This window comes from Enterobacter genomosp. O, assembly GCF_001022965.1.
Taxonomy (GTDB): Bacteria; Pseudomonadota; Gammaproteobacteria; order Enterobacterales; family Enterobacteriaceae; genus Enterobacter; species Enterobacter cloacae_L.
In genome coordinates this window covers 428,680-451,404 of the sequence record NZ_LECZ01000026.1, presented here as the reverse complement: position 1 = coordinate 451,404, position 22,725 = coordinate 428,680, and the positions used below count along the sequence as shown (strand labels likewise).

The following is a 22,725-nucleotide window of genomic DNA, read 5'->3' as shown; positions in this document are numbered from 1 at the left end:
AGTTTATTACGCTTCGTCGCCGAACCAGCAAATATTACGTGCGGCCATGATGAGCTCGCCGGCTTTCTCGTCGGTTAAACCTTCGATATCAGCCAGGTCATCAACGCCTTGCTCAGCGAGATCTTCCAGCGTACAAACACCACGGGCAGCCAGCTTGAACGCAATCGCACGATCAAGACCTTCCAGATTCAGCAGGTCATCAGCCGGCTTCTTATCGCCAAGGCTTTCTTCCTGAGCCAGTGCCAGGGTGGTCAGTGCGTTTTTAGCGCGTTCACGCAGGGCTTCAACGGTTGGTTCATCCAGACCGTCAATTTCCAGCAGCTCTTTCATTGGCACATAGGCCAGTTCTTCCAGCGTAGAGAAACCTTCTTCAACCAGAACAGTGGCGAAATCTTCGTCAATATCCAGGTATTTAGTGAAGGTATCGATCGCCGCATGGGCTTCAGCCTGATGCTTAGCCTGCAGGTCATCAACGGTCATAACGTTGAGTTCCCAGCCGCTCAGCTGAGATGCCAGGCGTACGTTCTGACCGTTACGGCCGATTGCCTGCGCCAGGTTGCCCGCTTCAACAGCGATATCCATAGTGTGTTTGTCTTCGTCAACAACGATAGACGCCACATCAGCTGGAGCCATTGCGTTGATCACGAACTGCGCTGGGTTGTCATCCCACAGAACGATATCAATACGTTCGCCGCCCAGCTCAGTAGAGACTGCCTGGACACGCGCACCGCGCATACCGACGCAAGCACCGACCGGGTCGATACGCTTGTCGTTGGTTTTCACCGCAATTTTCGCACGGGAGCCCGGATCGCGAGCCGCCGCTTTAATCTCAATAACTTCTTCGCCGATTTCCGGTACTTCGATACGGAACAGTTCTACCAGCATTTCTGGTTTAGAACGGGTCACGAACAGCTGCGCACCGCGCGCTTCTGGACGCACAGCGTACAGAACACCACGGATACGGTCGCCTGGACGGAAGTTTTCACGCGGCAGCATATCTTCACGCAGGATCACGGCTTCAGCGTTACCCGGCAACCCTTCGGATTTGATCTCCAGGGAGATGTTGTCGCGGTTCACCTTCTTCACCACGCCAGTGATGATCTCGCCTTCCTGATCGCGGAATTGATCGACAACCAGCGCGCGCTCGGCCTCGCGAACTTTCTGCACGATAACCTGTTTAGCGGTCTGGGTGGTGATACGGTCAAACGTAACAGATTCAATCTGATCTTCAACGTATTCACCCACGTTCAGACTTTCGTCTTCAAAACGTGCCGCTTCCAGCGTGATCTCTTTGGTCGGCTGGGTCACTTCTTCAACGATTACCCAACGACGGAATGTATCGAAGTCACCGCTTTTACGATCGATTTCTACGCGAACATCGATCTCTTGTTCGTATTTTTTCTTGGTTGCTGTAGCCAGTGCACTTTCCAGCGCTTCGAAAATCTTCTCACGCGGCAGTGATTTCTCGTTGGAGACGGCTTCAACAACAGCCAAAATTTCTTTGTTCATCGCGGGCTTTTCACCTCAATCCAGACTGTTAAAAGTGGGGAACCAGGTTCGCCTTCTGGATATTACTCAGCGCGAACACTTCATCTTTGCCGTCGACTGTCACCGTGATCATTTCACCATCAACGGCTTTGATAATTCCCTGCCATTTACGGCGGTTCTGTACGGCCATACGCAGAACGAGAGCCACTTCTTCACCGGTAAAGCGCACATAGTGCTCGGCCGTGAACATCGGGCGATCGAGGCCAGGTGAGGAAACTTCCAGGTTGTACGCAACGGTAATCGGGTCTTCAACATCAAGAACCGCACTCACCTGGTGGCTAACATCAGCACAATCATCAACATTGATGCCATCTTCACTATCAATATAGATGCGCAGCGTCGATGTACGGCCGCGAACGAATTCGATGCCGACCAGTTCGTAGCCCAGTGCTTCGACCGGTGCAGTAATCATCTCTGTTAATTTTTGCTCTAATGTGGACAAGCCCACCCCCAAGACATAAAAAAAGGGCGTAAAGCCCAGTTATTCTGTAGTCAGATAACAAAAAACCCCGATAAATCGGGGCTTTAGATAACTGAACCCTATAGCCACAACTGTGGCCTGGAGCACTCTCCGAAAGAATTTTTTCAAATCCAGCTACGAAGGCTCTAAGTCTTCACAGTATATTTGAAAAAGAACTTTATGGGAAAGTGGTTGCGGGGGCCGGATTTGAACCGACGACCTTCGGGTTATGAGCCCGACGAGCTACCAGGCTGCTCCACCCCGCGCCTGAAACGTGGCAAATTCTACGCGTTTTGGACAGAATTTGCAAATAATGCTGGGATTTGGTACCGAAGACGGGACGTAAAATCGGCGTTTAGTATATTGATAGTTGACCCCACCTGTCAAGGCGACTTCCGTCAGATCGATTAGACCAAAATTTTTACAAAAAACGCATGAGTCTCTTCCGGTCTTCGCCAAAAGATGATTAAATGAATACTCACTTATTTTGCATAAAAATGCACAAGAGAGCGAAAGCGGTCTCTAATCAGTCAATCAAGCAGGGTTTTATTCTATGACGACGATTCTCAAGCATCTTCCTGTAGGACAACGTATTGGCATCGCTTTTTCGGGCGGCCTGGATACCAGCGCTGCACTGCTGTGGATGCGCCAGAAGGGAGCGGTTCCGTATGCATATACTGCGAACCTGGGTCAGCCGGACGAGGAAGACTATGATGCTATTCCTCGTCGCGCTAAAGAGTATGGTGCAGAGAACGCGCGCCTGATTGACTGCCGTAAACAACTGGTCGCTGAAGGTATTGCGGCTATTCAGTGTGGTGCTTTCCATAACACCACCGGCGGCCTGACCTATTTCAACACCACCCCGCTGGGCCGTGCAGTCACCGGCACCATGCTCGTTGCCGCCATGAAAGAAGACGGCGTGAACATCTGGGGCGACGGCAGCACCTATAAAGGTAACGATATCGAACGCTTCTATCGTTATGGCCTGCTGACCAACGCCGAACTGCAAATCTACAAACCGTGGCTGGATACCGACTTCATCGACGAACTGGGTGGTCGTCATGAGATGTCCGAGTTTATGATCGCCTGCGGTTTTGACTATAAGATGTCCGTTGAGAAAGCCTACTCCACCGACTCCAACATGCTGGGTGCGACGCACGAAGCGAAAGACCTGGAGTTCCTGAACTCCAGCGTGAAGATCGTGAACCCAATCATGGGCGTGAAGTTCTGGGACGAGAATGTCAAAATTCAGGCAGAAGAAGTGACCGTGCGTTTCGAACGCGGCCATCCGGTTGCGCTGAACGGTAAAACCTTCTCTGATGACGTTGAGCTGATGCTGGAAGCTAACCGTATTGGCGGTCGTCACGGTCTGGGTATGAGCGATCAGATTGAAAACCGCATCATCGAAGCGAAGAGCCGTGGCATCTATGAAGCCCCGGGAATGGCACTGCTGCACATCGCTTACGAGCGTCTGCTGACTGGTATTCACAACGAAGACACCATTGAGCAGTATCACTCTCATGGCCGCCAGTTGGGTAAACTGTTGTATCAGGGTCGCTGGTTCGATCCGCAGGCGCTGATGCTGCGTGATGCGCTGCAGCGTTGGGTAGCAAGTGCGATCACCGGTGAAGTTACCCTGGAGCTGCGTCGCGGTAACGACTACTCCATCCTGAATACCGTGTCTGACAACCTGACCTATAAAGCAGAGCGTCTGACCATGGAGAAAGGTGAATCCGTGTTCTCGCCGGACGATCGTATTGGTCAGCTGACCATGCGTAACCTGGATATCACCGATACCCGTGAGAAGCTGTTCAACTATGTTGAGAATGGCCTGCTCTCCGCAAACTCAGGTAACGGCCTGCCGCAGGTTGAGAACCTGGAACACAGCGATAAGAAGTAATCGACTGCAATACATGCAAAAGGCGCCCAACAGGCGCCTTTTTTATTTGGTATTTGTAGGGCGGGTAAGTGCAGCGCCACCCGCCATTTTGGCCGCCACCACAATATACAGACGAAAAAAAAGACGTCTTGCGACGTCTTTCTTCTGGAATATTGGTACCGAGGATGGGACTCGAACCCACAAGCCCGTTAGGGCACTACCACCTCAAGGTAGCGTGTCTACCAATTCCACCACCTCGGTACAGAATACTTAGTGCGGGATATCGCTGGTCGGCTTAGCCGGTGCAGCTGGCTGAGTTTGCTCAGTTTTTGCTGGCGCGCTCAGATTTTCCCACTCGCTTCCTTTGCTGGTCTTGTTGCTGTTGATATTGCCAAGCACCAGGCTGATGATGAAGAACAGCGTAGCCAGAATCGCCGTTGTGCGGGTCATGAAGTTCGCAGAACCACTTGAACCAAACAGCGTACCGGAAGCGCCTGCTCCGAAGGAGGCTCCCATATCAGCGCCTTTACCTTGCTGCAGCATAATCAGCGCTACGAGAGCGATGGCTACAATAAGGAAAATAACTAAAAGAGCTTCGTACATAATCAACCTGTTCCTTGCGGATTTGCCGCATACCAATGCTTCGACCAATTAGCAGGATTTTTGTTTCCCACTGAAGCGGGTGTGAATACTAACCAAAGCGAATGACCTTCGCAAGGGCATTTTTGACGCATTGTATCAACTGCGGAAAAAAACAGCAAAAAGCCATTAATTGCTTAAAACAAAGGCGACAAAAGCCGCCTTTTTAAACATTTAGCGTGCAAGATTATGCAGCTTTTACAGCATCCGCAATACGGTGTGCAAACTCATTAACCTGCGCTTCGTCTTCACCTTCCACCATGACGCGGATCAGCGGTTCGGTACCAGACTTACGCAGCAGCACGCGCCCACGGTTGCCCAGCGCCGCTTCAACGTCAGCCATTACCGCTTTCACGTTCTCATTTTCCAGCGGATCGCCTTTGCCCGCAGTGAAGCGCACGTTCACCAGGATCTGTGGGAACATTTTCATTCCGCTGCAGAGGTCGTGCAGGCTCATGTGGTTGCGCGCCATCGCGGCAACCACCTGCAGCGCGGCCACGATACCGTCTCCGGTGGTCGTTTTGTCGAGCAGGATCACGTGACCGGAGTTTTCTGCACCGATACGCCAGCCCTTCTCCTGCAGTTTTTCCAGCACATAGCGGTCACCTACTTTCGCGCGGACAAACGGAATACCGAGCTGTTTCAGTGCAAGCTCAAGGCCCATGTTACTCATCAGGGTACCGACGGCGCCGCCGCGCAGCTGACCCTGACGCAGGCCTTCACGCGCGATGATGTAAAGGATCTGGTCACCGTCGACTTTATTGCCTTCGTGGTCGACCATGATCACGCGGTCGCCGTCGCCGTCAAGCGCAATGCCCAGATCGGCTTTTTCCGCCAGAACGCGCGCCTGCAGGGCACGAACGTCAGTCGCACCGACCTGCTCATTAATGTTCAGACCATCCGGCTCACAGCCAATGGTGATCACCTTCGCGCCCAGCTCGCGGAAAACATTCGGGGCGATGTGATAGGTCGCGCCATTGGCACAGTCCACCACAATTTTAAGGTGCGCCAGGCTCAGCTCATTTGGGAAGGTGCCTTTACAGAATTCGATATAACGACCCGCCGCATCGACAATACGGTTCGCTTTACCCAGCTCTGCGGAATCAACACAGGTGATCTCTTTTTCCATTTCGGCTTCGATTGCTTCTTCCACTTCGTCCGGCAGCTTGGTGCCATCGATGGAGAAGAACTTGATGCCGTTGTCATAGAACGGGTTGTGAGAAGCTGAGATGACAATCCCCGCTTCGGCACGGAAGGTGCGGGTCAGGTATGCGACCGCAGGCGTTGGCATTGGGCCAGTAAAGGAGGCTGAAAGCCCAGCCGCCGCCAGACCGGCTTCCAGTGCAGATTCCAGCATATAGCCCGAAATACGGGTATCTTTACCGATAATGATCTTACGGGAACCATGACGCGCCAGTACCTTGCCAGCAGCCCAGCCGAGCTTCAGGACAAAATCAGGGGTGATTGGAGCATCGCCTACACGCCCACGGATACCATCGGTACCAAAATATTTACGATTACTCATAGCGTTTGTTTTCCTTCGCTGCCAGTGTGGCTTCTACCACACGCATGGCTTCTACTGTTTCTTTGACGTCATGGACACGAATAATGTGTGCGCCCTGCATCGCCGCAATCACCGCGCAGGCCAGACTCCCACTCAGGCGTTCACCTGGCCCAACATTCAGTAACTGACCAATCATCGACTTTCTGGACATCCCCACCAGTAGCGGCAGGTCAAAGTGATGAAATTCCGACAAGCGCGCAAGCAGCGCATAATTGTGTGAGAGATTTTTACCGAAACCGAACCCCGGGTCGAGCAGCAATTTCTCTTTTGGGATACCTGCACGTTCGCAGCGTGCAATATGCTCAATAAAGAAGCGATTCACGTCGGCAAAGACATCGTCGTACTTCGGCGCTTCCTGCATCGTTTTTGGCTGCCCCTGCATATGCATAAGACAAACGGGCAGCCCGGTTTCCGCTGCCGCTTCAATCGCGCCCGGCTCAGTGAGTGAACGAATATCATTGATAATGTGAGCGCCCACTCTCGCCACTTCACGGATCACTTCAGGTTTGGAAGTGTCTACGGATATCCATACTTCGAAGCGTTGTGCAATTGCTTCCACCACCGGCACCACGCGCGCCAGCTCTTCTTCCACGGACACGTCCGCCGCCCCTGGACGCGTCGATTCGCCGCCAACGTCAATGATGGTGGCACCTGCATTAATCATTAAATTTGCGTGCTTAACCGCCTCAATAAGCGTGTTATGCGTGCCGCCGTCAGAGAAGGAGTCAGGGGTAACATTCAGGATCCCCATCACATGAGGATGTGAAAGATCGAGATGCGAGTCCTGGGCGAATAATTTCATGGCGAAATCCCTGGTATTTATACGGTTAAACAGAAATGAAAAACCCCGGAGCAAGCTCCAGGGTTTGAGGTACGGACAAATGCTTCAACAGCAGTGACTTACTTATCGCCCAACTGTTCTGACATGGTGTTGCCCGGGTTTGGCGTACGCGGTTCATCAACCGGACGCGGCGCACGCGGGGTGCCATTATTGTCAGAATTGTTGGACGCGCCTGGATCTTCCCAGCCCGCTGGCGGACGCACTTCGCGGCGCGCCATCAGGTCGTCAATCTGCGGTGCATCGATGGTCTCATATTTCATGAGCGCATCTTTCATCGAATGCAGGATGTCCATATTGTCGTTCAGGATCTGGCGAGCACGCGCATAGTTACGCTCAACCAGTGATTTAACTTCCTGATCGATGATACGTGCCGTCTCATCGGACATATGTTTCGCTTTCGCCACAGAACGGCCCAGGAAGACTTCGCCCTCTTCCTCTGCGTACAGCAGCGGACCGAGTTTGTCGGAGAAGCCCCACTGCGTCACCATGTTACGCGCCAGGTTTGTCGCAACTTTAATGTCGTTGGACGCACCGGTAGAAACATGTTCAACACCGTAGATAATCTCTTCCGCCAGACGACCACCGTAGAGGGTAGAAATCTGGCTTTCCAGTTTCTGACGGCTGGCGCTGATCGCGTCGCCCTCAGGCAGGAAGAAGGTAACACCCAGTGCACGGCCGCGAGGAATAATCGTCACCTTATGCACCGGATCGTGTTCCGGCACCAGACGACCGATAATCGCGTGGCCTGCTTCGTGGTATGCCGTGGACTCTTTCTGCGCTTCCGTCATCACCATGGAGCGGCGTTCCGCGCCCATCATGATCTTGTCTTTCGCTTTCTCGAACTCCACCATCGACACGACGCGCTTGTTACCGCGAGCGGCAAACAGTGCTGCTTCGTTGACCAGGTTAGCCAGGTCCGCACCGGAGAAGCCCGGGGTACCGCGCGCAATGATTGCCGCGTCGATATCTGGCGCCAGCGGTACGCGACGCATATGGACTTTCAGAATCTGTTCACGACCGCGAACATCCGGCAGACCGACCACAACCTGACGGTCGAAACGGCCTGGACGCAGCAGCGCAGGGTCAAGTACGTCCGGACGGTTAGTCGCTGCGATAACGATGATACCTTCGTTACCTTCGAAGCCGTCCATCTCAACCAGCATCTGGTTCAGCGTCTGCTCGCGTTCATCGTGACCACCGCCCAGACCTGCGCCACGCTGGCGGCCTACGGCGTCGATTTCATCGATGAAGATAATGCACGGTGCTGCCTTCTTGGCCTGCTCGAACATGTCACGCACACGAGATGCACCGACACCTACGAACATTTCTACGAAGTCAGAACCAGAAATAGTAAAGAACGGCACCTTCGCTTCACCCGCAATGGCTTTCGCCAGCAGGGTTTTACCTGTACCCGGAGGGCCAACCATCAGCACGCCTTTCGGGATCTTACCGCCCAGTTTCTGGAAACGGCTCGGCTCGCGCAGGTATTCAACCAGCTCACCCACCTCTTCTTTCGCTTCGTCACACCCGGCGACGTCAGCGAACGTGGTCTTGATCTGGTCTTCCGTCAGCATACGCGCCTTGCTCTTACCGAACGACATGGCACCTTTGCCACCGCCGCCCTGCATCTGGCGCATAAAGAAGATCCAGACGCCGATAAGAAGCAGCATCGGGAACCAGGAAATGAAGATAGAAGCCAACAGGCTTGGTTCTTCTGGCGGCTCACCTACCACCTTGACGTTTTTGGTCAGAAGGTTATCAAGCAGCTTAGGATCGTTCACCGGGATGTAAGTCGTGTAACGGTTACTATCTTTCTTGGTAACGTTGATCTCACGTCCGTTGATACGCGCTTCGCGAACCTGGTCCTGATTGACCTCCTGCAGGAAGGTAGAATAATCCACCTTGCGGCCATTCGACTCGCTGGGCCCAAAGCTCTGGAATACTGACATCAGCACAACGGCAATGACCAGCCAGAGTATTAGGTTTTTCGCCATGTCACTCAAGGGATTAACCTCATATTACAACTGTGTTAAAAACAGCGTCAGGATACTCTATATCCAGTTTCATTCAAACTTTCGCCTGAAATCCACCGGTTATCATTTTCGCCCGGTCGCTACAATATACACTTCTCGGGAACGGGCCCGGGAAGAGTCCGGCTTACGAACTTTGACCTTCGCAAACAGGGAGCGAATTTCCTTAAGGTACTCCTCGAAACCTTCGCCCTGAAACACCTTCACAACAAAACTACCACCAGGCGCTAGTACATCACGACACATTTCTAACGCTAGCTCCACCAGATACATGCCGCGGGGGATATCCACCGCCGGTGTTCCGCACATATTTGGCGCCATATCAGACATGACAACCTGAACCTTACTGTCACCCACACGTTCAAGTAACGCTTTCAGTACTAATTCATCACGAAAGTCGCCCTGAAGGAAGTCGACACCGACGATGGGATCCATTGGTAAAAGATCGCATGCGATGATTCGGCCCGCTCCGCCGATCTGCGTTACCGCATACTGGGACCATCCGCCAGGTGCTGCACCGAGGTCAACAACCGTCATCCCCGGCTTAAAAAGTTTGTCACTTTGCTGTATTTCATCAAGTTTAAACCAGGCGCGGGAACGTAACCCCTTTTTCTGCGCCTGAAGAACATATTTATCGCTAAAGTGTTCCTGAAGCCAGCGGCTGGAACTGGCAGAACGCTTTTTACCTGTCATTTAACATTTCCGTCCGGGTTCATCGTTGCTTACCTTTGGCGTAAATTTCTACGCTGCTGTTTGGCGATATTAGGGAGATGGCGGTAGAATGAACCGTTTTCAATCCCAACGTAAGCAAAAATATACGATGAATCTGAGTACTAAACAAAAACAGCACCTTAAAGGTCTGGCACATCCGCTCAAGCCTGTAGTTATGCTTGGCAACAATGGTTTGACCGAAGGGGTGCTTGCCGAGATTGAACAAGCGCTGGAACACCACGAGCTGATCAAGGTGAAAATCGCCTCTGAAGACAGAGACACTAAAAACCTGATCGTGGAAGCCATCGTGCGTGAAACCGGTGCCTGTAATGTACAGGTCATCGGTAAAACGCTGGTGCTCTATCGCCCATCTAAAGAGCGCAAAATCTCGCTGCCACGCTAAGGATATCCTGAATCAAACACATTTTCTGTGTTAAACGAGGGATTTCTGTCAGCAGGTGAGCAAAATGCCATGCTCCTTGAGTTGTTAAAAGGCCGCTATGCGGCCTTTTTCTTTTCTTTACAATGTATCAACATCTTAGCAGAGAGGCGAATTACAGGTATTCAACCTTGATAATTTCGTATTCCACTTCACCACCTGGAGTGCGGATGGTGACAACATCATCCTGCTCTTTGCCAATCAGGCCGCGAGCAATCGGTGAGTTCACCGAAATCAGGTTCTGTTTGAAGTCTGCTTCATCATCACCCACGATGCGATACGTCTGCTCTTCGTCGCTGTCGAGGTTAAGCACGGTAACGGTTGCACCGAAAATCACGCGGCCATTATTAGGCATCTTAGTGATATCAATAACCTGCGCATTGGACAGTTTTGCTTCGATATCTTTAATACGCCCTTCACAGAAGCCCTGCTGCTCACGCGCGGCGTGATATTCAGCGTTCTCTTTCAGGTCGCCATGCTCGCGCGCATCCGCGATAGCGGCGATGATTTCAGGACGACGAACGGATTTCAGGAAATCCAGCTCTTCGCGCAGTTTTTCGGCACCACGTAAGGTCATCGGAATAGCTTGCATTTGTTATACCTCTTAAACATTCCTGTTGGGAGCAGTGTTCCCTGCCCCGGCCCTCATGAGCAGGCCAGAAGCAAAAAGAAAACCGACCCGGGAGCAACGCCCCAGGTCAGCAGCAATTTTCAATTTGATATGCATTTTACCGCGAAGTTCACTATGGGTCATCGTTTACTTTGCAGTGCTATGCACCGTAGTATGACGGTTTGTTTTCGGGTTGTTAGCGCGAGATTATGCGATTTTCCAGATTTATCATCGGATTGACTACCAGTATAACGTTCAGCGTTCAGGCCGCGAATGTTGATGAGTATATTAATCAACTGCCCGCAGGTGCCAACCTTGCCTTGATGGTGCAAAAGGTCGGGGCGCAGACGCCAGAGATTGACTACCATAGTCAACAGATGGCCCTGCCTGCCAGTACCCAGAAGGTGATTACTGCGCTTGCCGCCCTCCTTCAGCTTGGGCCTGACTTCAGGTTTACCACCACACTCGAGACCAAAGGTAACGTCGAGGGTGGCGAACTGAAAGGCGATCTTATCGCCCGCTTTGGCGGTGACCCGACCTTTAAACGCCAGGATATCCGCAATATGGTTGCGGTGCTGAAAAAAACCGGCGTGCAGAGGATTGATGGCAATGTGCTGATAGATACGTCCATCTTTGCCAGCCACGATAAAGCGCCAGGCTGGCCGTGGAACGATATGACGCAATGCTTTAGCGCCCCACCCGCCGCCGCGATTGTTGACCGTAACTGCTTCTCGGTTTCGCTTTACAGCGCGCCAAAGCCGGATGATTTAGCGTTTATCCGCATAGCATCCTACTACCCGGTCACGATGTTTAGCCAGGTCCGCACGCTGGCCAAGGGCTCCCCGGATGCACAGTATTGCGAACTGGATGTGGTGCCAGGCGATCTTAACCGCTTCACACTCACCGGCTGCCTGACGCAGCGTGCCGATCCGCTGCCGCTGGCCTTTGCGATACAGGACGGTGCCAGCTACGCGGGCGCCATTCTGAAAGATGAGCTGAAACAAGCGGGAATAACCTACTCCGGCACGTTGCTTCGTCAGACGCAGGTCAACCAGCCCGGCACGGTCATCGCCAGCAAGCAGTCTCCGCCGCTGCACGATTTGCTGCGAATCATGCTGAAAAAGTCTGACAATATGATTGCCGACACCGTGTTCCGCATGATTGGTCACGCACGGTTTGGCGTGCCGGGAACCTGGCGCGCGGGCTCAGACGCGGTTCGTCAGATCCTGCGCCAGCAGGCAGGGATCGATCTGGGTAATACTATTGCCGTCGATGGCTCCGGATTATCGCGTCATAATTTGATCTCTCCGGCCACGATGATGCAAGTGCTTCAGTACATTGCACAGCATGACACTGAGCTAAACTTTATTTCAATGCTGCCACTGGCCGGTCATGACGGTTCGTTGCAGTACCGCGCCGGGCTTCACGCTGCCGGTGTGGATGGCAAAGTATCTGCCAAAACCGGTTCACTGCAGGGGGTTTACAACCTTGCAGGCTTCATCACTACCGCCAGCGGACAACGCATGGCATTCGTGCAGTATCTTTCCGGCTATGCCGTCGAACCGACCGACCAGCGCAATCGCCGTATTCCGCTTGTTCGCTTCGAAAGCAGGCTCTATAAGGACATTTATCAGAATAACTAGCGATGAAACTACTCATAGTTGAAGACGATCTGTTATTGCAGGAAGGGCTGGCGCTGGGTCTGGCCAATGAAGGGTATGCCCTCGACTGTGCCAGCACGGCGGCGGAGGCGGATGCCCTGATTCAGAGCGGCGAATACAGTCTGGTGATCCTCGATTTGGGCTTGCCTGATAAAGACGGCGCCACGCTCCTGACCCAGTGGCGACGTCGCGGTATCGCCAACCCGGTATTAATCCTGACGGCACGCGATGCCATTGAAGATCGTATCACCGGCCTTGATGCCGGTGCTGATGATTACCTGGTGAAGCCTTTTGCACTTGCGGAGTTGCAGGCCCGGGTGCGCGCGTTGATTCGCCGCTATCAGGGCCACAGTGACAACTTACTCACCGATGGCGATATTACGCTGAATCTGCAAACCCAGCAGGTACTGCGCCAGGCTCAACCGGTTGAGGTGACACCAAAAGAGTTCGCCCTGCTTACGCGTTTGATCATGCGCAGCGGGCAAACGGTGCACAGAGAAACCCTCCAGCAGGATATCTACTCCTGGCAGGACGATCCGGGGTCAAATACCCTTGAAGTCCATATTCACAACCTGCGTCGTAAGCTCGGCAAAGACAGGATCAAAACCGTCCGTGGCGTTGGCTATCGCCTGGAGAGCCAGAAATGAACAGCATGCGTCGGCGCCTGATGGTGTTGCTGGCGGTCATTCTGTTATTTTTCCAGTTGATAAGCGTTATCTGGCTGTGGCATGAAAGCCGTGAACAGATTGGTTTTCTGGTCAGTGAAACGTTGTCTGCCAAAGCCCGCAATAACCATGTCGAGAAAGAGATCCGCGAAGCGATTGCCTCTCTTCTCGTTCCTTCTCTGGTGATGGTCGGTTTCACGCTGCTGTTTTCATTCTGGGCAGTCACCTGGATAACCCGGCCCCTGAATAAACTGCGCGCCAGCCTGGCTAACCGTTCGGCGGATAACTTAACCCCGCTCCCTATGTATTCCGACATGGAAGAAATTGGCGCGGTCACCACTTCCCTGAACCAGTTACTCGCCAGGCTGGATAATACCATTCAGCAGGAGCGTCTCTTCACAGCAGACGCCGCACACGAACTGCGAACGCCCCTTGCCGGGATCCGGCTCCATCTGGAGCTCATGGCGCAGTCTGGCGCACCACAGGCCGCGACGTTAATCAGCCGCATCGATCAGCTCATGCATACCGTTGAACAACTGCTGATGCTGGCCCGGGCCGGACAGGCAATGGCCGGCGGCCACTACGATACCGTTAACTGGACGGACAATATCATTATGCCGCTTGGTCTTGAGCATGAAGCCAAAGAGCATACGGTGATATGGCCGGCCAGGAGCGCGCTCACGGTTCAGGGAGACGCAGTGCTTCTGCGCCTGATGCTGCGAAACCTGCTGGAGAATGCCGGACGATACAGCCCGTCAGGGACAACGATTGAAGTGACATTAAACGAAGTCGAAGGTGGTACTCAGGTCAGCGTTATCGATCAGGGGCCCGGTATTGATGAAACCCACCGGCAGTCAATTACGGAGCCATTCCGTCGTCTTGACCAGCGCTACGGTGGCAGTGGTCTGGGCCTGAGTATCGTGCAACGCATCGTGCAGCTCCACCGCGGCAAGCTGACGCTTGAAAATGGCGCTGAGGGCGGCTTAATCGCCAGCTGCTGGTTGCCATCAACGCTGGAATAAAAAAAGCCCCCATAATGGGGGCTTTGGACAGATATTAGTGCTTGTAGATGAACTCGACGCCTTCTTCGTCGTCTTCATCCCAGTCATCGTCCCAGTCTTCATCATCTTCTTCCGCTTCCAGCTCTTCGAGCTGCTGGCGGTGGTAGTCATCCCACATGAATTCGACTTTTTCAGGCTGCTTAACTTCTTCCGCCTGAACAATTGGGTTTTCGATGATAAAGGTCATCACATCCCAGCACAGATCTTTCACGCCAACCTGGCTTGCCGCAGAGATCAGGTAGTATTTATCTTCCCAACCCATCGCTTCTGCAATCGCTTTGGCTTTCGCTTCCGCTTCCGCTTTATCCATCAGGTCGATCTTGTTGAAGACCAGCCAGCGTGGTTTATTCGCCAGTTTTTCGCTGTATTTTTCCAGCTCACCGATAATGATACGGGCATTTTCAACCGGATCGGAACCGTCGATAGGATCGATATCGATGAGGTGCAGCAGTACACGGCAACGCTCAAGGTGTTTCAGGAAGCGGATACCCAGCCCCGCTCCTTCCGCCGCGCCTTCAATCAGACCCGGAATATCGGCAACCACAAAGCTCTTCTCGTTATCCATACGGACAACGCCCAGGCTTGGTACCAGGGTGGTAAACGGATAGTCCGCCACTTTTGGTTTCGCAGCAGAGACGGCGCGAATAAACGTCGATTTACCGGCGTTTGGCATACCCAGCATGCCCACGTCTGCCAGAAGCATCAGCTCCAGCTGCAGATCGCGCTTATCGCCCGGTGTACCCATCGTTTTCTGACGCGGCGTACGGTTAACGGAAGATTTGAAACGGCTGTTACCCAGACCGTGCCAGCCGCCTTTCGCAACCATCAGGCGCTGACCGTGTTTGGTCATGTCACCCATGGTTTCACCGGTTCCCTGGTCAATCACACGCGTACCGACCGGAACCTTAATGGTGACGTCTTTTCCACGTTTCCCGGTACAGTCACGGCTCTGGCCGTTCTGGCCACGTTCAGCGCGGAAGGATTTCTCGAAACGGTAGTCGATCAGCGTGTTGAGGTTCTCATCTGCCTCCAGCCACACGTCACCACCATCCCCGCCGTCGCCGCCATCAGGACCGCCACGTGGGATATACTTTTCACGGCGGAAGCTCACGCAACCATTGCCGCCATCACCAGCCACGACCAGGATCGTCGCTTCATCAACAAACTTCATTTTACTCTCCGTAACTCATTCGCCTGAGCGGGGGACTACTACAACCGCTTCATTTTTGCGCCAACGTCCCCAAAGACGATGACCAATGGCGGAATACATCGCGCCCGCAACCACGACAAACGCACCGAGATAACCCAACAGGTTGAGCATCGGTCTGACGAAGACATCGGGCCAGGCCATTGATAACAAATCTGAAAATAACAGCGTAAACAGCGGAGTAAGCGTAATTAACGCGCTCACCTGTGCTGCCTGCCAGCGCGCCATTGCTTCGGCCAGCGCGCCATAACCGACCAGCGTGTTCAGCCCACAAAAAATGAGGCACGCCAGTTGCCAGTCGCTGAGCTGGGTAATCACACCCGGCTTTGCTAATGGCAGCAATGCTATTGTACACAAAGTGTACAGCAAAAAGAGGATCTGCTGTGAGGCAAGTCGACGCAATAACACCTTTTGCGCGACGCCATAACTCACCCAGACCGTTGCTGCCCCGACACCGAAGATCACACCCCACGTGTAATCCGTCAGTCGGGTAAAAATCTCCAACAGACTGGTGTTGAAGAACATCACCAGACCGCATAGCAGCATGCTCGCCCCGATAATCTGCGTACCGCGCATCTTCTCCTTAAGGATAAAGACGCTGGCGACCATCATGCCCACGGGTGAAAGCTGACCAATCACCTGTGACGCCGTAGGGCTAAGGTATTGCAGGGAAGAGCTGAACAGGATGAAGTTACCAAAAAGACCGCCCGTCGCGATAGCCAGCAACACCAGCCAACGCGGTTTACGGAAGAGTCGCAAAGGTGGAAGCTTACCTTTGACAGCCAGAATGGCCCCGAGGCCGATGCTTGCCATCAGAAAGCGATAAAAGACCACCGTAGGCGGCTCCATCACTTCCAGTACCTGCTTCATTGCAATTGGCAGCGCGCCCCAGCACATTGCGGTGGTGAGCGCCAAAAGAATACCTATGCCGGCCTGCTGCTTCATGCCCGTTTTCCCTACAGAAAATTTTCCGGGTTTCCAATGTAAAAAGCCCCGCAACACGTTGCGGGGCTTTAATCCGTTACCGGACCGAGAAAACCTTACTCAGCAACGATGCTGATGTATTTACGGTTGTTCGGGCCTTTAACTTCAAATTTCACTTTACCGTCTGCTTTAGCAAACAGAGTGTGGTCACGACCGCAACCTACGTTGTTGCCAGCGTGGAATTTGGTACCACGTTGACGAACGATGATGCTACCCGCCAGAACGGATTCGCCACCGAAACGCTTAACGCCAAGGCGTTTAGCTTCTGAATCGCGACCGTTACGTGTGGAGCCGCCAGCCTTTTTATGTGCCATTTAAATCTCTCCTCAGGTCTTAGGCGCTGATGCCAGTAATTTTCACATCAGTGAACCACTGACGGTGGCCCTGCTGCTTACGGTAGTGCTTACGACGACGAAACTTAACGATTTTAACTTTCTCGCCACGACCGTGTGCAACAACTTCAGCTTTGATAACGCCGCCATCAACGAAAGGAACGCCGATTTTGACTTCTTCACCGTTTGCGATCATCAGAACTTCTGCGAATTCAACAGATTCGCCAGTTGCGATGTCCAGCTTTTCCAGGCGAACGGTCTGACCTTCGCTTACTCGGTGTTGTTTACCACCACTTTGGAAAACCGCGTACATATAAACTCCGCTTCCGCGCACGTCCTCGTATGATTCAGAGTGCGCTATAAATATTCACAATAGGGCGCGAATATTACGCAAAACGCGAGCCTTTGACAAGTGCTACCGTCAATACATGAAGAAAAAAAACACAACGCGTACGGTAACGTTTATCTGAGCCGTTTTTTCAGTACAATCAGCACTACTATTGATAAACCGAAACCCTTCGTTACCCCATTGTAGATGGGATCAACAGGATAAAAAGCCCGGCTTTTGCGATGAATTTAGAAAAAATCAACGAGTTAACCGCGCAAGATATGGCGGGTGTGAATGCAGCAATCCTGGAGCAACTCAACTCTGACGTTCAGCTGATCAATCAGTTGGGCTATTACATTGTCAGCGGCGGCGGTAAACGCATTCGTCCGATGATCGCCATTCTGGCTGCCAGAGCCGTTGGTTATGAGGGAAATGCCCACATCACGATCGCAGCACTCATCGAATTTATTCACACGGCGACGCTTCTGCATGATGACGTTGTGGATGAATCGGATATGCGTCGTGGCAAAGCCACGGCTAATGCCGCTTTCGGAAACGCAGCCAGCGTACTGGTGGGGGATTTTATTTATACCCGCGCCTTCCAGATGATGACCAGCCTGGGTTCCCTGAAAGTGCTGGAGGTAATGTCCGAAGCCGTTAACGTCATTGCAGAAGGCGAAGTGCTGCAGCTGATGAACGTCAACGACCCTGACATCACCGAAGAAAACTACATGCGCGTGATTTACAGTAAAACCGCGCGCCTGTTTGAAGCAGCCGCCCAGTGCTCCGGCATTCTGGCGGACTGTACCGAGGCACAGGAAAAAGGGCTGCAGGACTATGGCCGTTATCTGGGTACTGCATTCCAGCTGATTGACGATTTGCTGGACTACAGTGCGGACGGCGAGACGCTCGGCAAAAACGTGGGTGATGACCTGAACGAAGGCAAACCGACCCTGCCGCTGCTTCATGCTATGCGCAACGGAACTGCCGACCAGGCGAAAATGATCCGTGAAGCGATTGAGCAGGGAAATGGCCGCCATCTTCTGGAACCTGTACTGGAAACCATGGCCATCTGCGGATCTCTGGAGTGGACGCGCCAGCGCGCGGAAGAAGAAGCGGATAAAGCCATCGCTGCACTGCAGGTTATTCCCGACAGCCCATGGCGCGATGCGCTAATTGGCCTGGCCCACATCGCCGTTCAGCGCGACCGTTAACCCCCCTTGTTTCTCCCCGCGCCATCGCGGGGAGATTCCAGTACACCCCAGTAAATTACCTATTCATGTAAATTTATCGGTTTAGAGACCGCATGAATAAAGCCATTCCTTATTCTGAATATCCCTTCAAGTAACGCGAACTTTTTAGAACAACAGTTTGAAATGGGTATAGTAAGCCCGTCGTTTCAGAAGAAACGGCGTAGGTGAATCCGAACTTAAGGACAGCGTTATGGATACGAAATTTATCGACTGGCACACGGCTGATATCATTGCGGCACTGCGCAAAAGAGGCACTTCACTGGCTGCAGAGTCCCGCCGCCATGGACTGAGTTCTTCAACCCTTGCAAACGCTCTGACCCGCCCCTGGCCTAAAGGAGAGTTAATTATCGCAACGGCACTGGATACGCATCCGTGGGTCATTTGGCCTTCGCGCTACCACGATCCCGTAACCCATGAATTTATCGACAGATCGCGGATGATTCGCCAGAGAAAGGCAAAGAAAGAAACGCAGGAATAATGCGTTTTTTGACAGGAACAGCAACCCCCCGGTCATTTCTGGCAGGGGGCTGCCGGAACGATTACTCGCCCTTCACACGCTCGATATTCGCACCCAGCGCGCGCAGTTTATCTTCGATACGTTCGTAACCACGATCGATGTGATAAATACGATCCACAATCGTTGTGCCTTCCGCGATACAACCCGCCAGCACCAGGCTTGCAGACGCACGCAGATCGGTGGCCATCACCTGAGCGCCAGACAGTTTCTCAACGCCATGGCAAATCACAGTATTACTCTCGATTTCTGCATGTGCACCCATACGGATCAGTTCCGGTACGTGCATGAAGCGGTTCTCGAAAATGGTTTCAGTGATGAAGCCGGTACCTTCGGCGACCAGGTTCAGCAGGGTGAACTGCGCCTGCATGTCGGTCGGGAACGCCGGATGCGGCGCCGTACGTACATTGACCGCTTTTGGACGCTGGCCATGCATATCCAGGCTGATCCAGTCTTCACCGATTTCGATATCCGCACCCGCATCACGCAGCTTCGCCAGCACCGCGTCCAGGGTGTCAGGCTGTGCATTATGGCAGACAATTTTACCGCCAGAGATCGCCGCAGCCACCAGGAAAGTACCGGTTTCGATACGGTCCGGCAGTACGCGATAAACACCGCCGCCCAGACGCTCAACGCCTTCGATGGTGATGCGGTCAGTACCCTGACCGGAGATCTTCGCACCCAGCGCCACGAGGAAGTTGGCGGTATCCACAATTTCCGGTTCGCGCGCGGCGTTTTCGATGATCGTGGTGCCTTCTGCCAGCGTCGCCGCAGACATAATGGTGACCGTTGCGCCCACGCTCACTTTGTCCATGACAATGTGCGCGCCTTTCAGACGCCCGTTGACGGACGCTTTGACGTAACCTTCTTCCAGCTTGATCTCTGCGCCCAGTTTTTCCAGACCAAAGATATGCAGGTCAACCGGACGCGCACCGATAGCGCAACCGCCCGGCAGTGAAACCTGCCCCTGGCCAAAACGCGCCACCAGCGGACCAAGCGCCCAGATGGAAGCACGCATGGTTTTCACCAGATCGTAAGGGGCAGAGAAGTTGTTCACGTTGCTGGCGTCGATCCAGACGGAACCATTACGCTCGACTTTAGTGCCCAACTGGGTGAGCAACTTCATGGTGGTGTCGATATCTTTCAGCTTCGGTACGTTTTGAATTTCTACCGGCTCTTCCGCGAGCAGCGCAGCAAAAAGGATTGGCAGCGCGGCGTTTTTCGCGCCAGAAATTGTGACTTCGCCCTGGAGACGCGTTGGCCCCTGTACACGAAATTTATCCATTGTGTGCTCTCTTATAAATTCAACCGTGCTGCGGGCCTGTCGCCCTCAGCTCAAAAACCGTTTAGTTTGCGATCGCGTGCCCACTCTTGCGGGGTGAACGCTTTAATCGACAGGGCGTGAATGCGGTTATCCGCAATATATTCCATCAGCGGCGCGTACACAGCCTGCTGCTTCTTCACACGGCTCATACCGTCGAACATCTCACCCACAGCAATAACCTGGAAGTGACTGCCATCGCCAGTGACGTGGGCTTCCTGAAGGGAGAGTGCATTCATCAGCACTGTCTGGATTTCATGATTTTCCATGGGTTCTTAATCATCTGATAGTGAAAACAAGCCCAACATCTTAGAGCAAAGTGGCGTCGTCTTAAACAAGCAAAAAGCCCCGACGATGAAACAGTCAGGGCTTTCAGAAGTAACGCACTGAAAATATTAACGAGGCAGTACGTCCTGAGGGAGATTGTAGAGCTGCGCAAGGGTAACCACATTATCGCTCGCGCCATGAAGCATGACGCTCCCCCCCTGCTTTTTCCCCACGGCAATCAGATGGGCAAGCAGCGCAACACCTGCCGTATCGACCCGCGTGACGTCGCTTAAGTCGATAAGCGTCACGCCCTGCATGGCTTCATGGCGTTTGTCCCACAAGGGGTTCAGCAGATCCTGATCCAGCTCACCGGACAGCTTTAATGTCTCGCCTTCACGCGACCAGCTGAGTTGCTGTGACATTACTTCTTCTCGTCCAGGCTAATTTTCTGACGAGAAATGGACTGCAGCTGTGCGGTCAGGCCATCAATGCCTTTGGTACGCAGCAGGTCGCTCCACTCGTTCTGTTTGGTGGTGATCATGCTTACCCCTTCGGCAATCATGTCATACGCCTGCCAGTTACCGGTCTGGCTGTTTTTACGCCACTGGAAATCCAGGCGAACCGGCGGGCGACCGTTAGGATCGTTGATCGTCACGCGGATAGGCACGATGGTCGCATCGCCCAGCGGCTGCTCAGGCGCAATCTGGTAGGTCTGACCGTGGTACATCGCCAGCGCCTGACCGTAAGCCTGTTTCAGGTATTCACGGAACGCGGCAAAGTAGGCATCACGCTGCGCAGGGGTCGCGTCTTTGTAATAGCGGCCCAGCACCAGCGCACCCGCGTATTTGATCTGCACATACGGCAGCAGTTCCTGATCAACGACGTCACGCAGGTAATCAGGATTAGCACGAATTTTAGGCTGTTCGTTCTTAAGACGGTCGAAGGTTTTCTTCGCCGCTTCATCCATCAGTTTGTACGGGTTACTCTGATCCGCAGCATGCACAGCGGTGAGAGGGGCAATGACCAGCATGGCAACCATTAACAGTCGTTTAAACATGAATGACTTCTCCTGAAATTAATTCGTCGTGCCAGGTGTCGGTGCGACGTTGGTATGATCTTCGCTCTGCGCAGGGGCAGCGTCGGATTTTTTCTCATCCCCTTTACTGTTGTAAAGGAACTGACCAATCATATCCTCCAGCACCATCGCGGACTTCGTATCCTGGATGACGCTACCGTCTTTAAGGATAGTCGTTCCCAGCTCAGGGTCTTCAAAACCGACGTTAAGCGCCAGATATTGTTCGCCCAGCAGGCCCGAAGTCCGGATCGAAAGGGAACTGGTGTCCGGAATATGGTTGTAACGCTCTTCGATATCCATCGCGACGCGTGGCAGGTAAGTTTTCTCATCAAGCGTAATGTCAGATACGCGTCCGATCACCACGCCGCCAATACGGACCGGTGAACGGGCCTTCAGCCCGCCGATATTATCGAAGGTGGCATAGATGCGATACGTCGGCTCGGTACGCACAGACGTGATATCCGCCGCTCTCAGACAGATAAACAGCGCGGCCAGCAGCGCCAGTAGCAGGAATATGCCGACCCAAATTTCATTTTTTTTCGTTTGCATGAATTCAATTCCCAAACATCAGTGCGGTGAGCACAAAATCCAGACCCAGTACGGCCAGCGACGAATGTACGACGGTACGTGTAGTTGCACGGCTGATGCCTGCCGACGTCGGGATGGCATCGTAACCATTGAACAAGGCAATCCAGGTGACCGTAATGGCAAATACCACGCTTTTAATCAGACAGTTAACCAGATCCATTCGCAGGTCAATGGCGTCCTGCATGGCGGACCAGAAGAAACCGGCATCAATGCCTTTCCAGTGGACGCCAACCAGCGAACCGCCCCAGATACCCACGGCGACAAACAGAATAGTCAGTAGCGGTAAAGAGATCACGCCAGCCCAGAAACGCGGTGAGATCACGCGACGCAGCGGATCGACCGCCATCATCTCCATGCTGGAGAGCTGCTCGGTCGCACGCATCAGGCCAATTTCAGCCGTTAATGCCGACCCCGCGCGCCCGGCGAACAGCAGCGCCGCCACAACCGGCCCCAGTTCACGCAGCAGCGAGAGCGCCACCAGCATCCCGAGGCTGGTTTCCGCACTGTAGGTTGTCAGCACAAGGTAGCCCTGCAGCCCAAGCACCATACCGATAAACAGGCCGGAAACGATGATGATGAGCATCGACAGCACGCCGACATTATAAAGCTGCCGCACCAGCAGAGGGGCGTGCTTACGGAATTCCGGCTTGCCGAACAGCGCGTTGAATAACATCAATCCGGCACGCCCGAACGTCCTGATGGTTTTTATGCCACGGTGTCCGAGAGCGGCCAACGCATTTAACAGCAT

Annotated in this window: 25 protein-coding genes and 2 tRNA genes; 7 read left to right on the top strand and 20 right to left on the bottom strand. The window is 53.3% G+C overall.

The features are described 5' to 3' along the window. Window positions 1-6: 6 nt before the first annotated feature. From nusA to ABR39_RS15950, 3 genes are all read right to left on the bottom strand, one after another. Complete coding sequence (gene nusA / locus ABR39_RS15960) at window positions 7-1,509, bottom strand: transcription termination factor NusA (protein ID WP_029739628.1); 1,503 nt, start codon at window positions 1,507-1,509, stop codon at window positions 7-9. 28 nt (window positions 1,510-1,537) lie between these two features. Then, entirely contained in the window at window positions 1,538-1,990 is a 453-nt protein-coding gene (gene rimP / locus ABR39_RS15955; RefSeq protein WP_032639709.1) for a ribosome maturation factor RimP, read from the bottom strand. A 207-nt stretch (window positions 1,991-2,197) separates the two neighbouring features. Next, window positions 2,198-2,274: transfer RNA gene (locus tag ABR39_RS15950), tRNA-Met, on the bottom strand. A 287-nt stretch (window positions 2,275-2,561) separates the two neighbouring features. Between ABR39_RS15950 and argG the strand changes: the two genes are divergently transcribed. Next, the gene (gene argG / locus ABR39_RS15945) at window positions 2,562-3,908 is read left to right on the top strand and encodes an argininosuccinate synthase (RefSeq protein WP_047347713.1); all 1,347 of its coding nucleotides are present in this window, start codon (window positions 2,562-2,564) and stop codon (window positions 3,906-3,908) included. Window positions 3,909-4,061: 153 nt separating this feature from the next. On the opposite strand, the gene ABR39_RS15940 is transcribed toward argG, so the two are convergent. From ABR39_RS15940 to rlmE, 6 genes are all read right to left on the bottom strand, one after another. After that, window positions 4,062-4,148 (bottom strand) — tRNA-Leu (locus tag ABR39_RS15940). A 9-nt stretch (window positions 4,149-4,157) separates the two neighbouring features. Beyond that, complete coding sequence (gene secG, locus ABR39_RS15935; protein ID WP_023333590.1) at window positions 4,158-4,490, bottom strand: preprotein translocase subunit SecG; 333 nt, start codon at window positions 4,488-4,490, stop codon at window positions 4,158-4,160. Between the two features lie 223 nt (window positions 4,491-4,713). Beyond that, complete coding sequence (gene glmM, locus ABR39_RS15930; protein ID WP_047347712.1) at window positions 4,714-6,051, bottom strand: phosphoglucosamine mutase; 1,338 nt, start codon at window positions 6,049-6,051, stop codon at window positions 4,714-4,716. Next, window positions 6,044-6,892, bottom strand: coding sequence for a dihydropteroate synthase (gene folP, locus ABR39_RS15925; protein ID WP_047347711.1), 849 nt, complete (start codon window positions 6,890-6,892; stop codon window positions 6,044-6,046). Before folP ends, glmM begins: the two co-directional genes overlap by 8 nt. Window positions 6,893-6,990: 98 nt before the next feature. Beyond that, on the bottom strand, window positions 6,991-8,925 hold the full coding sequence (ftsH, locus tag ABR39_RS15920; RefSeq protein WP_010436002.1) for an ATP-dependent zinc metalloprotease FtsH: 1,935 nt from the start codon (window positions 8,923-8,925) through the stop codon (window positions 6,991-6,993). Between the two features lie 102 nt (window positions 8,926-9,027). After that, entirely contained in the window at window positions 9,028-9,654 is a 627-nt protein-coding gene (rlmE, locus tag ABR39_RS15915) for a 23S rRNA (uridine(2552)-2'-O)-methyltransferase RlmE (protein ID WP_010436004.1), read from the bottom strand. 127 nt (window positions 9,655-9,781) lie between these two features. Here rlmE and yhbY point away from each other — a divergent pair, with 127 nt between their 5' ends. Further along, a complete protein-coding gene (yhbY, locus tag ABR39_RS15910; RefSeq protein WP_003861814.1) occupies window positions 9,782-10,075 on the top strand; it encodes a ribosome assembly RNA-binding protein YhbY in 294 nt (97 codons plus the stop codon). A 151-nt stretch (window positions 10,076-10,226) separates the two neighbouring features. On the opposite strand, the gene greA is transcribed toward yhbY, so the two are convergent. Next, window positions 10,227-10,703 (bottom strand): transcription elongation factor GreA, encoded by a 477-nt coding sequence (greA, locus tag ABR39_RS15905; RefSeq protein WP_047347710.1) that lies wholly within the window; start codon window positions 10,701-10,703, stop codon window positions 10,227-10,229. Window positions 10,704-10,930: 227 nt separating this feature from the next. Here greA and dacB point away from each other — a divergent pair, with 227 nt between their 5' ends. Genes dacB through pmrB form a run of 3 tightly spaced genes read left to right on the top strand, consistent with a single transcriptional unit; the run spans window position 10,931 to window position 14,069 of the window. Next, on the top strand, window positions 10,931-12,364 hold the full coding sequence (gene dacB / locus ABR39_RS15900) for a serine-type D-Ala-D-Ala carboxypeptidase (protein ID WP_047347709.1): 1,434 nt from the start codon (window positions 10,931-10,933) through the stop codon (window positions 12,362-12,364). A 2-nt stretch (window positions 12,365-12,366) separates the two neighbouring features. Further along, entirely contained in the window at window positions 12,367-13,029 is a 663-nt protein-coding gene (gene pmrA / locus ABR39_RS15895; RefSeq protein WP_047347708.1) for a two-component system response regulator PmrA, read from the top strand. Beyond that, window positions 13,026-14,069, top strand: a complete 1,044-nt coding sequence (gene pmrB / locus ABR39_RS15890) for a two-component system sensor histidine kinase PmrB (protein ID WP_047347707.1) — start codon at window positions 13,026-13,028, stop codon at window positions 14,067-14,069. Before pmrA ends, pmrB begins: the two co-directional genes overlap by 4 nt. Window positions 14,070-14,103: 34 nt before the next feature. On the opposite strand, the gene cgtA is transcribed toward pmrB, so the two are convergent. The 4 genes from cgtA to rplU form a co-directional block, all read right to left on the bottom strand. Beyond that, window positions 14,104-15,279 (bottom strand): Obg family GTPase CgtA, encoded by a 1,176-nt coding sequence (gene cgtA, locus ABR39_RS15885; RefSeq protein ID WP_047347706.1) that lies wholly within the window; start codon window positions 15,277-15,279, stop codon window positions 14,104-14,106. 15 nt (window positions 15,280-15,294) lie between these two features. After that, window positions 15,295-16,260 (bottom strand): DMT family transporter, encoded by a 966-nt coding sequence (locus ABR39_RS15880; protein ID WP_047347705.1) that lies wholly within the window; start codon window positions 16,258-16,260, stop codon window positions 15,295-15,297. A 95-nt stretch (window positions 16,261-16,355) separates the two neighbouring features. Beyond that, on the bottom strand, window positions 16,356-16,613 hold the full coding sequence (gene rpmA / locus ABR39_RS15875) for a 50S ribosomal protein L27 (protein WP_004385076.1): 258 nt from the start codon (window positions 16,611-16,613) through the stop codon (window positions 16,356-16,358). Between the two features lie 19 nt (window positions 16,614-16,632). After that, window positions 16,633-16,944, bottom strand: a complete 312-nt coding sequence (rplU, locus tag ABR39_RS15870; protein ID WP_003025032.1) for a 50S ribosomal protein L21 — start codon at window positions 16,942-16,944, stop codon at window positions 16,633-16,635. 257 nt (window positions 16,945-17,201) lie between these two features. Between rplU and ispB the strand changes: the two genes are divergently transcribed. Further along, window positions 17,202-18,173 carry an octaprenyl diphosphate synthase gene (gene ispB, locus ABR39_RS15865; RefSeq protein WP_047347704.1) on the top strand — a complete coding sequence of 324 codons (972 nt, stop codon included), beginning with the start codon at window positions 17,202-17,204 and terminating at the stop codon, window positions 18,171-18,173. A gap of 229 nt (window positions 18,174-18,402) precedes the next feature. Then, the gene (sfsB, locus tag ABR39_RS15860; protein WP_047347703.1) at window positions 18,403-18,690 is read left to right on the top strand and encodes a DNA-binding transcriptional regulator SfsB; all 288 of its coding nucleotides are present in this window, start codon (window positions 18,403-18,405) and stop codon (window positions 18,688-18,690) included. 61 nt (window positions 18,691-18,751) lie between these two features. On the opposite strand, the gene murA is transcribed toward sfsB, so the two are convergent. From murA to mlaE, 6 genes are all read right to left on the bottom strand, one after another. Then, window positions 18,752-20,011, bottom strand: coding sequence for a UDP-N-acetylglucosamine 1-carboxyvinyltransferase (murA, locus tag ABR39_RS15855; RefSeq protein WP_047347702.1), 1,260 nt, complete (start codon window positions 20,009-20,011; stop codon window positions 18,752-18,754). A 50-nt stretch (window positions 20,012-20,061) separates the two neighbouring features. Further along, window positions 20,062-20,316 carry a BolA family iron metabolism protein IbaG gene (gene ibaG, locus ABR39_RS15850; RefSeq protein WP_008501458.1) on the bottom strand — a complete coding sequence of 85 codons (255 nt, stop codon included), beginning with the start codon at window positions 20,314-20,316 and terminating at the stop codon, window positions 20,062-20,064. 126 nt (window positions 20,317-20,442) lie between these two features. Beyond that, a complete protein-coding gene (gene mlaB, locus ABR39_RS15845; RefSeq protein WP_047347701.1) occupies window positions 20,443-20,736 on the bottom strand; it encodes a lipid asymmetry maintenance protein MlaB in 294 nt (97 codons plus the stop codon). Beyond that, window positions 20,736-21,371 carry a phospholipid-binding protein MlaC gene (mlaC, locus tag ABR39_RS15840; protein WP_047347700.1) on the bottom strand — a complete coding sequence of 212 codons (636 nt, stop codon included), beginning with the start codon at window positions 21,369-21,371 and terminating at the stop codon, window positions 20,736-20,738. Before mlaC ends, mlaB begins: the two co-directional genes overlap by 1 nt. 18 nt (window positions 21,372-21,389) lie before the next feature. Beyond that, the gene (gene mlaD / locus ABR39_RS15835; RefSeq protein WP_047347699.1) at window positions 21,390-21,938 is read right to left on the bottom strand and encodes an outer membrane lipid asymmetry maintenance protein MlaD; all 549 of its coding nucleotides are present in this window, start codon (window positions 21,936-21,938) and stop codon (window positions 21,390-21,392) included. A gap of 4 nt (window positions 21,939-21,942) precedes the next feature. After that, entirely contained in the window at window positions 21,943-22,725 is a 783-nt protein-coding gene (mlaE, locus tag ABR39_RS15830) for a lipid asymmetry maintenance ABC transporter permease subunit MlaE (protein ID WP_047347698.1), read from the bottom strand.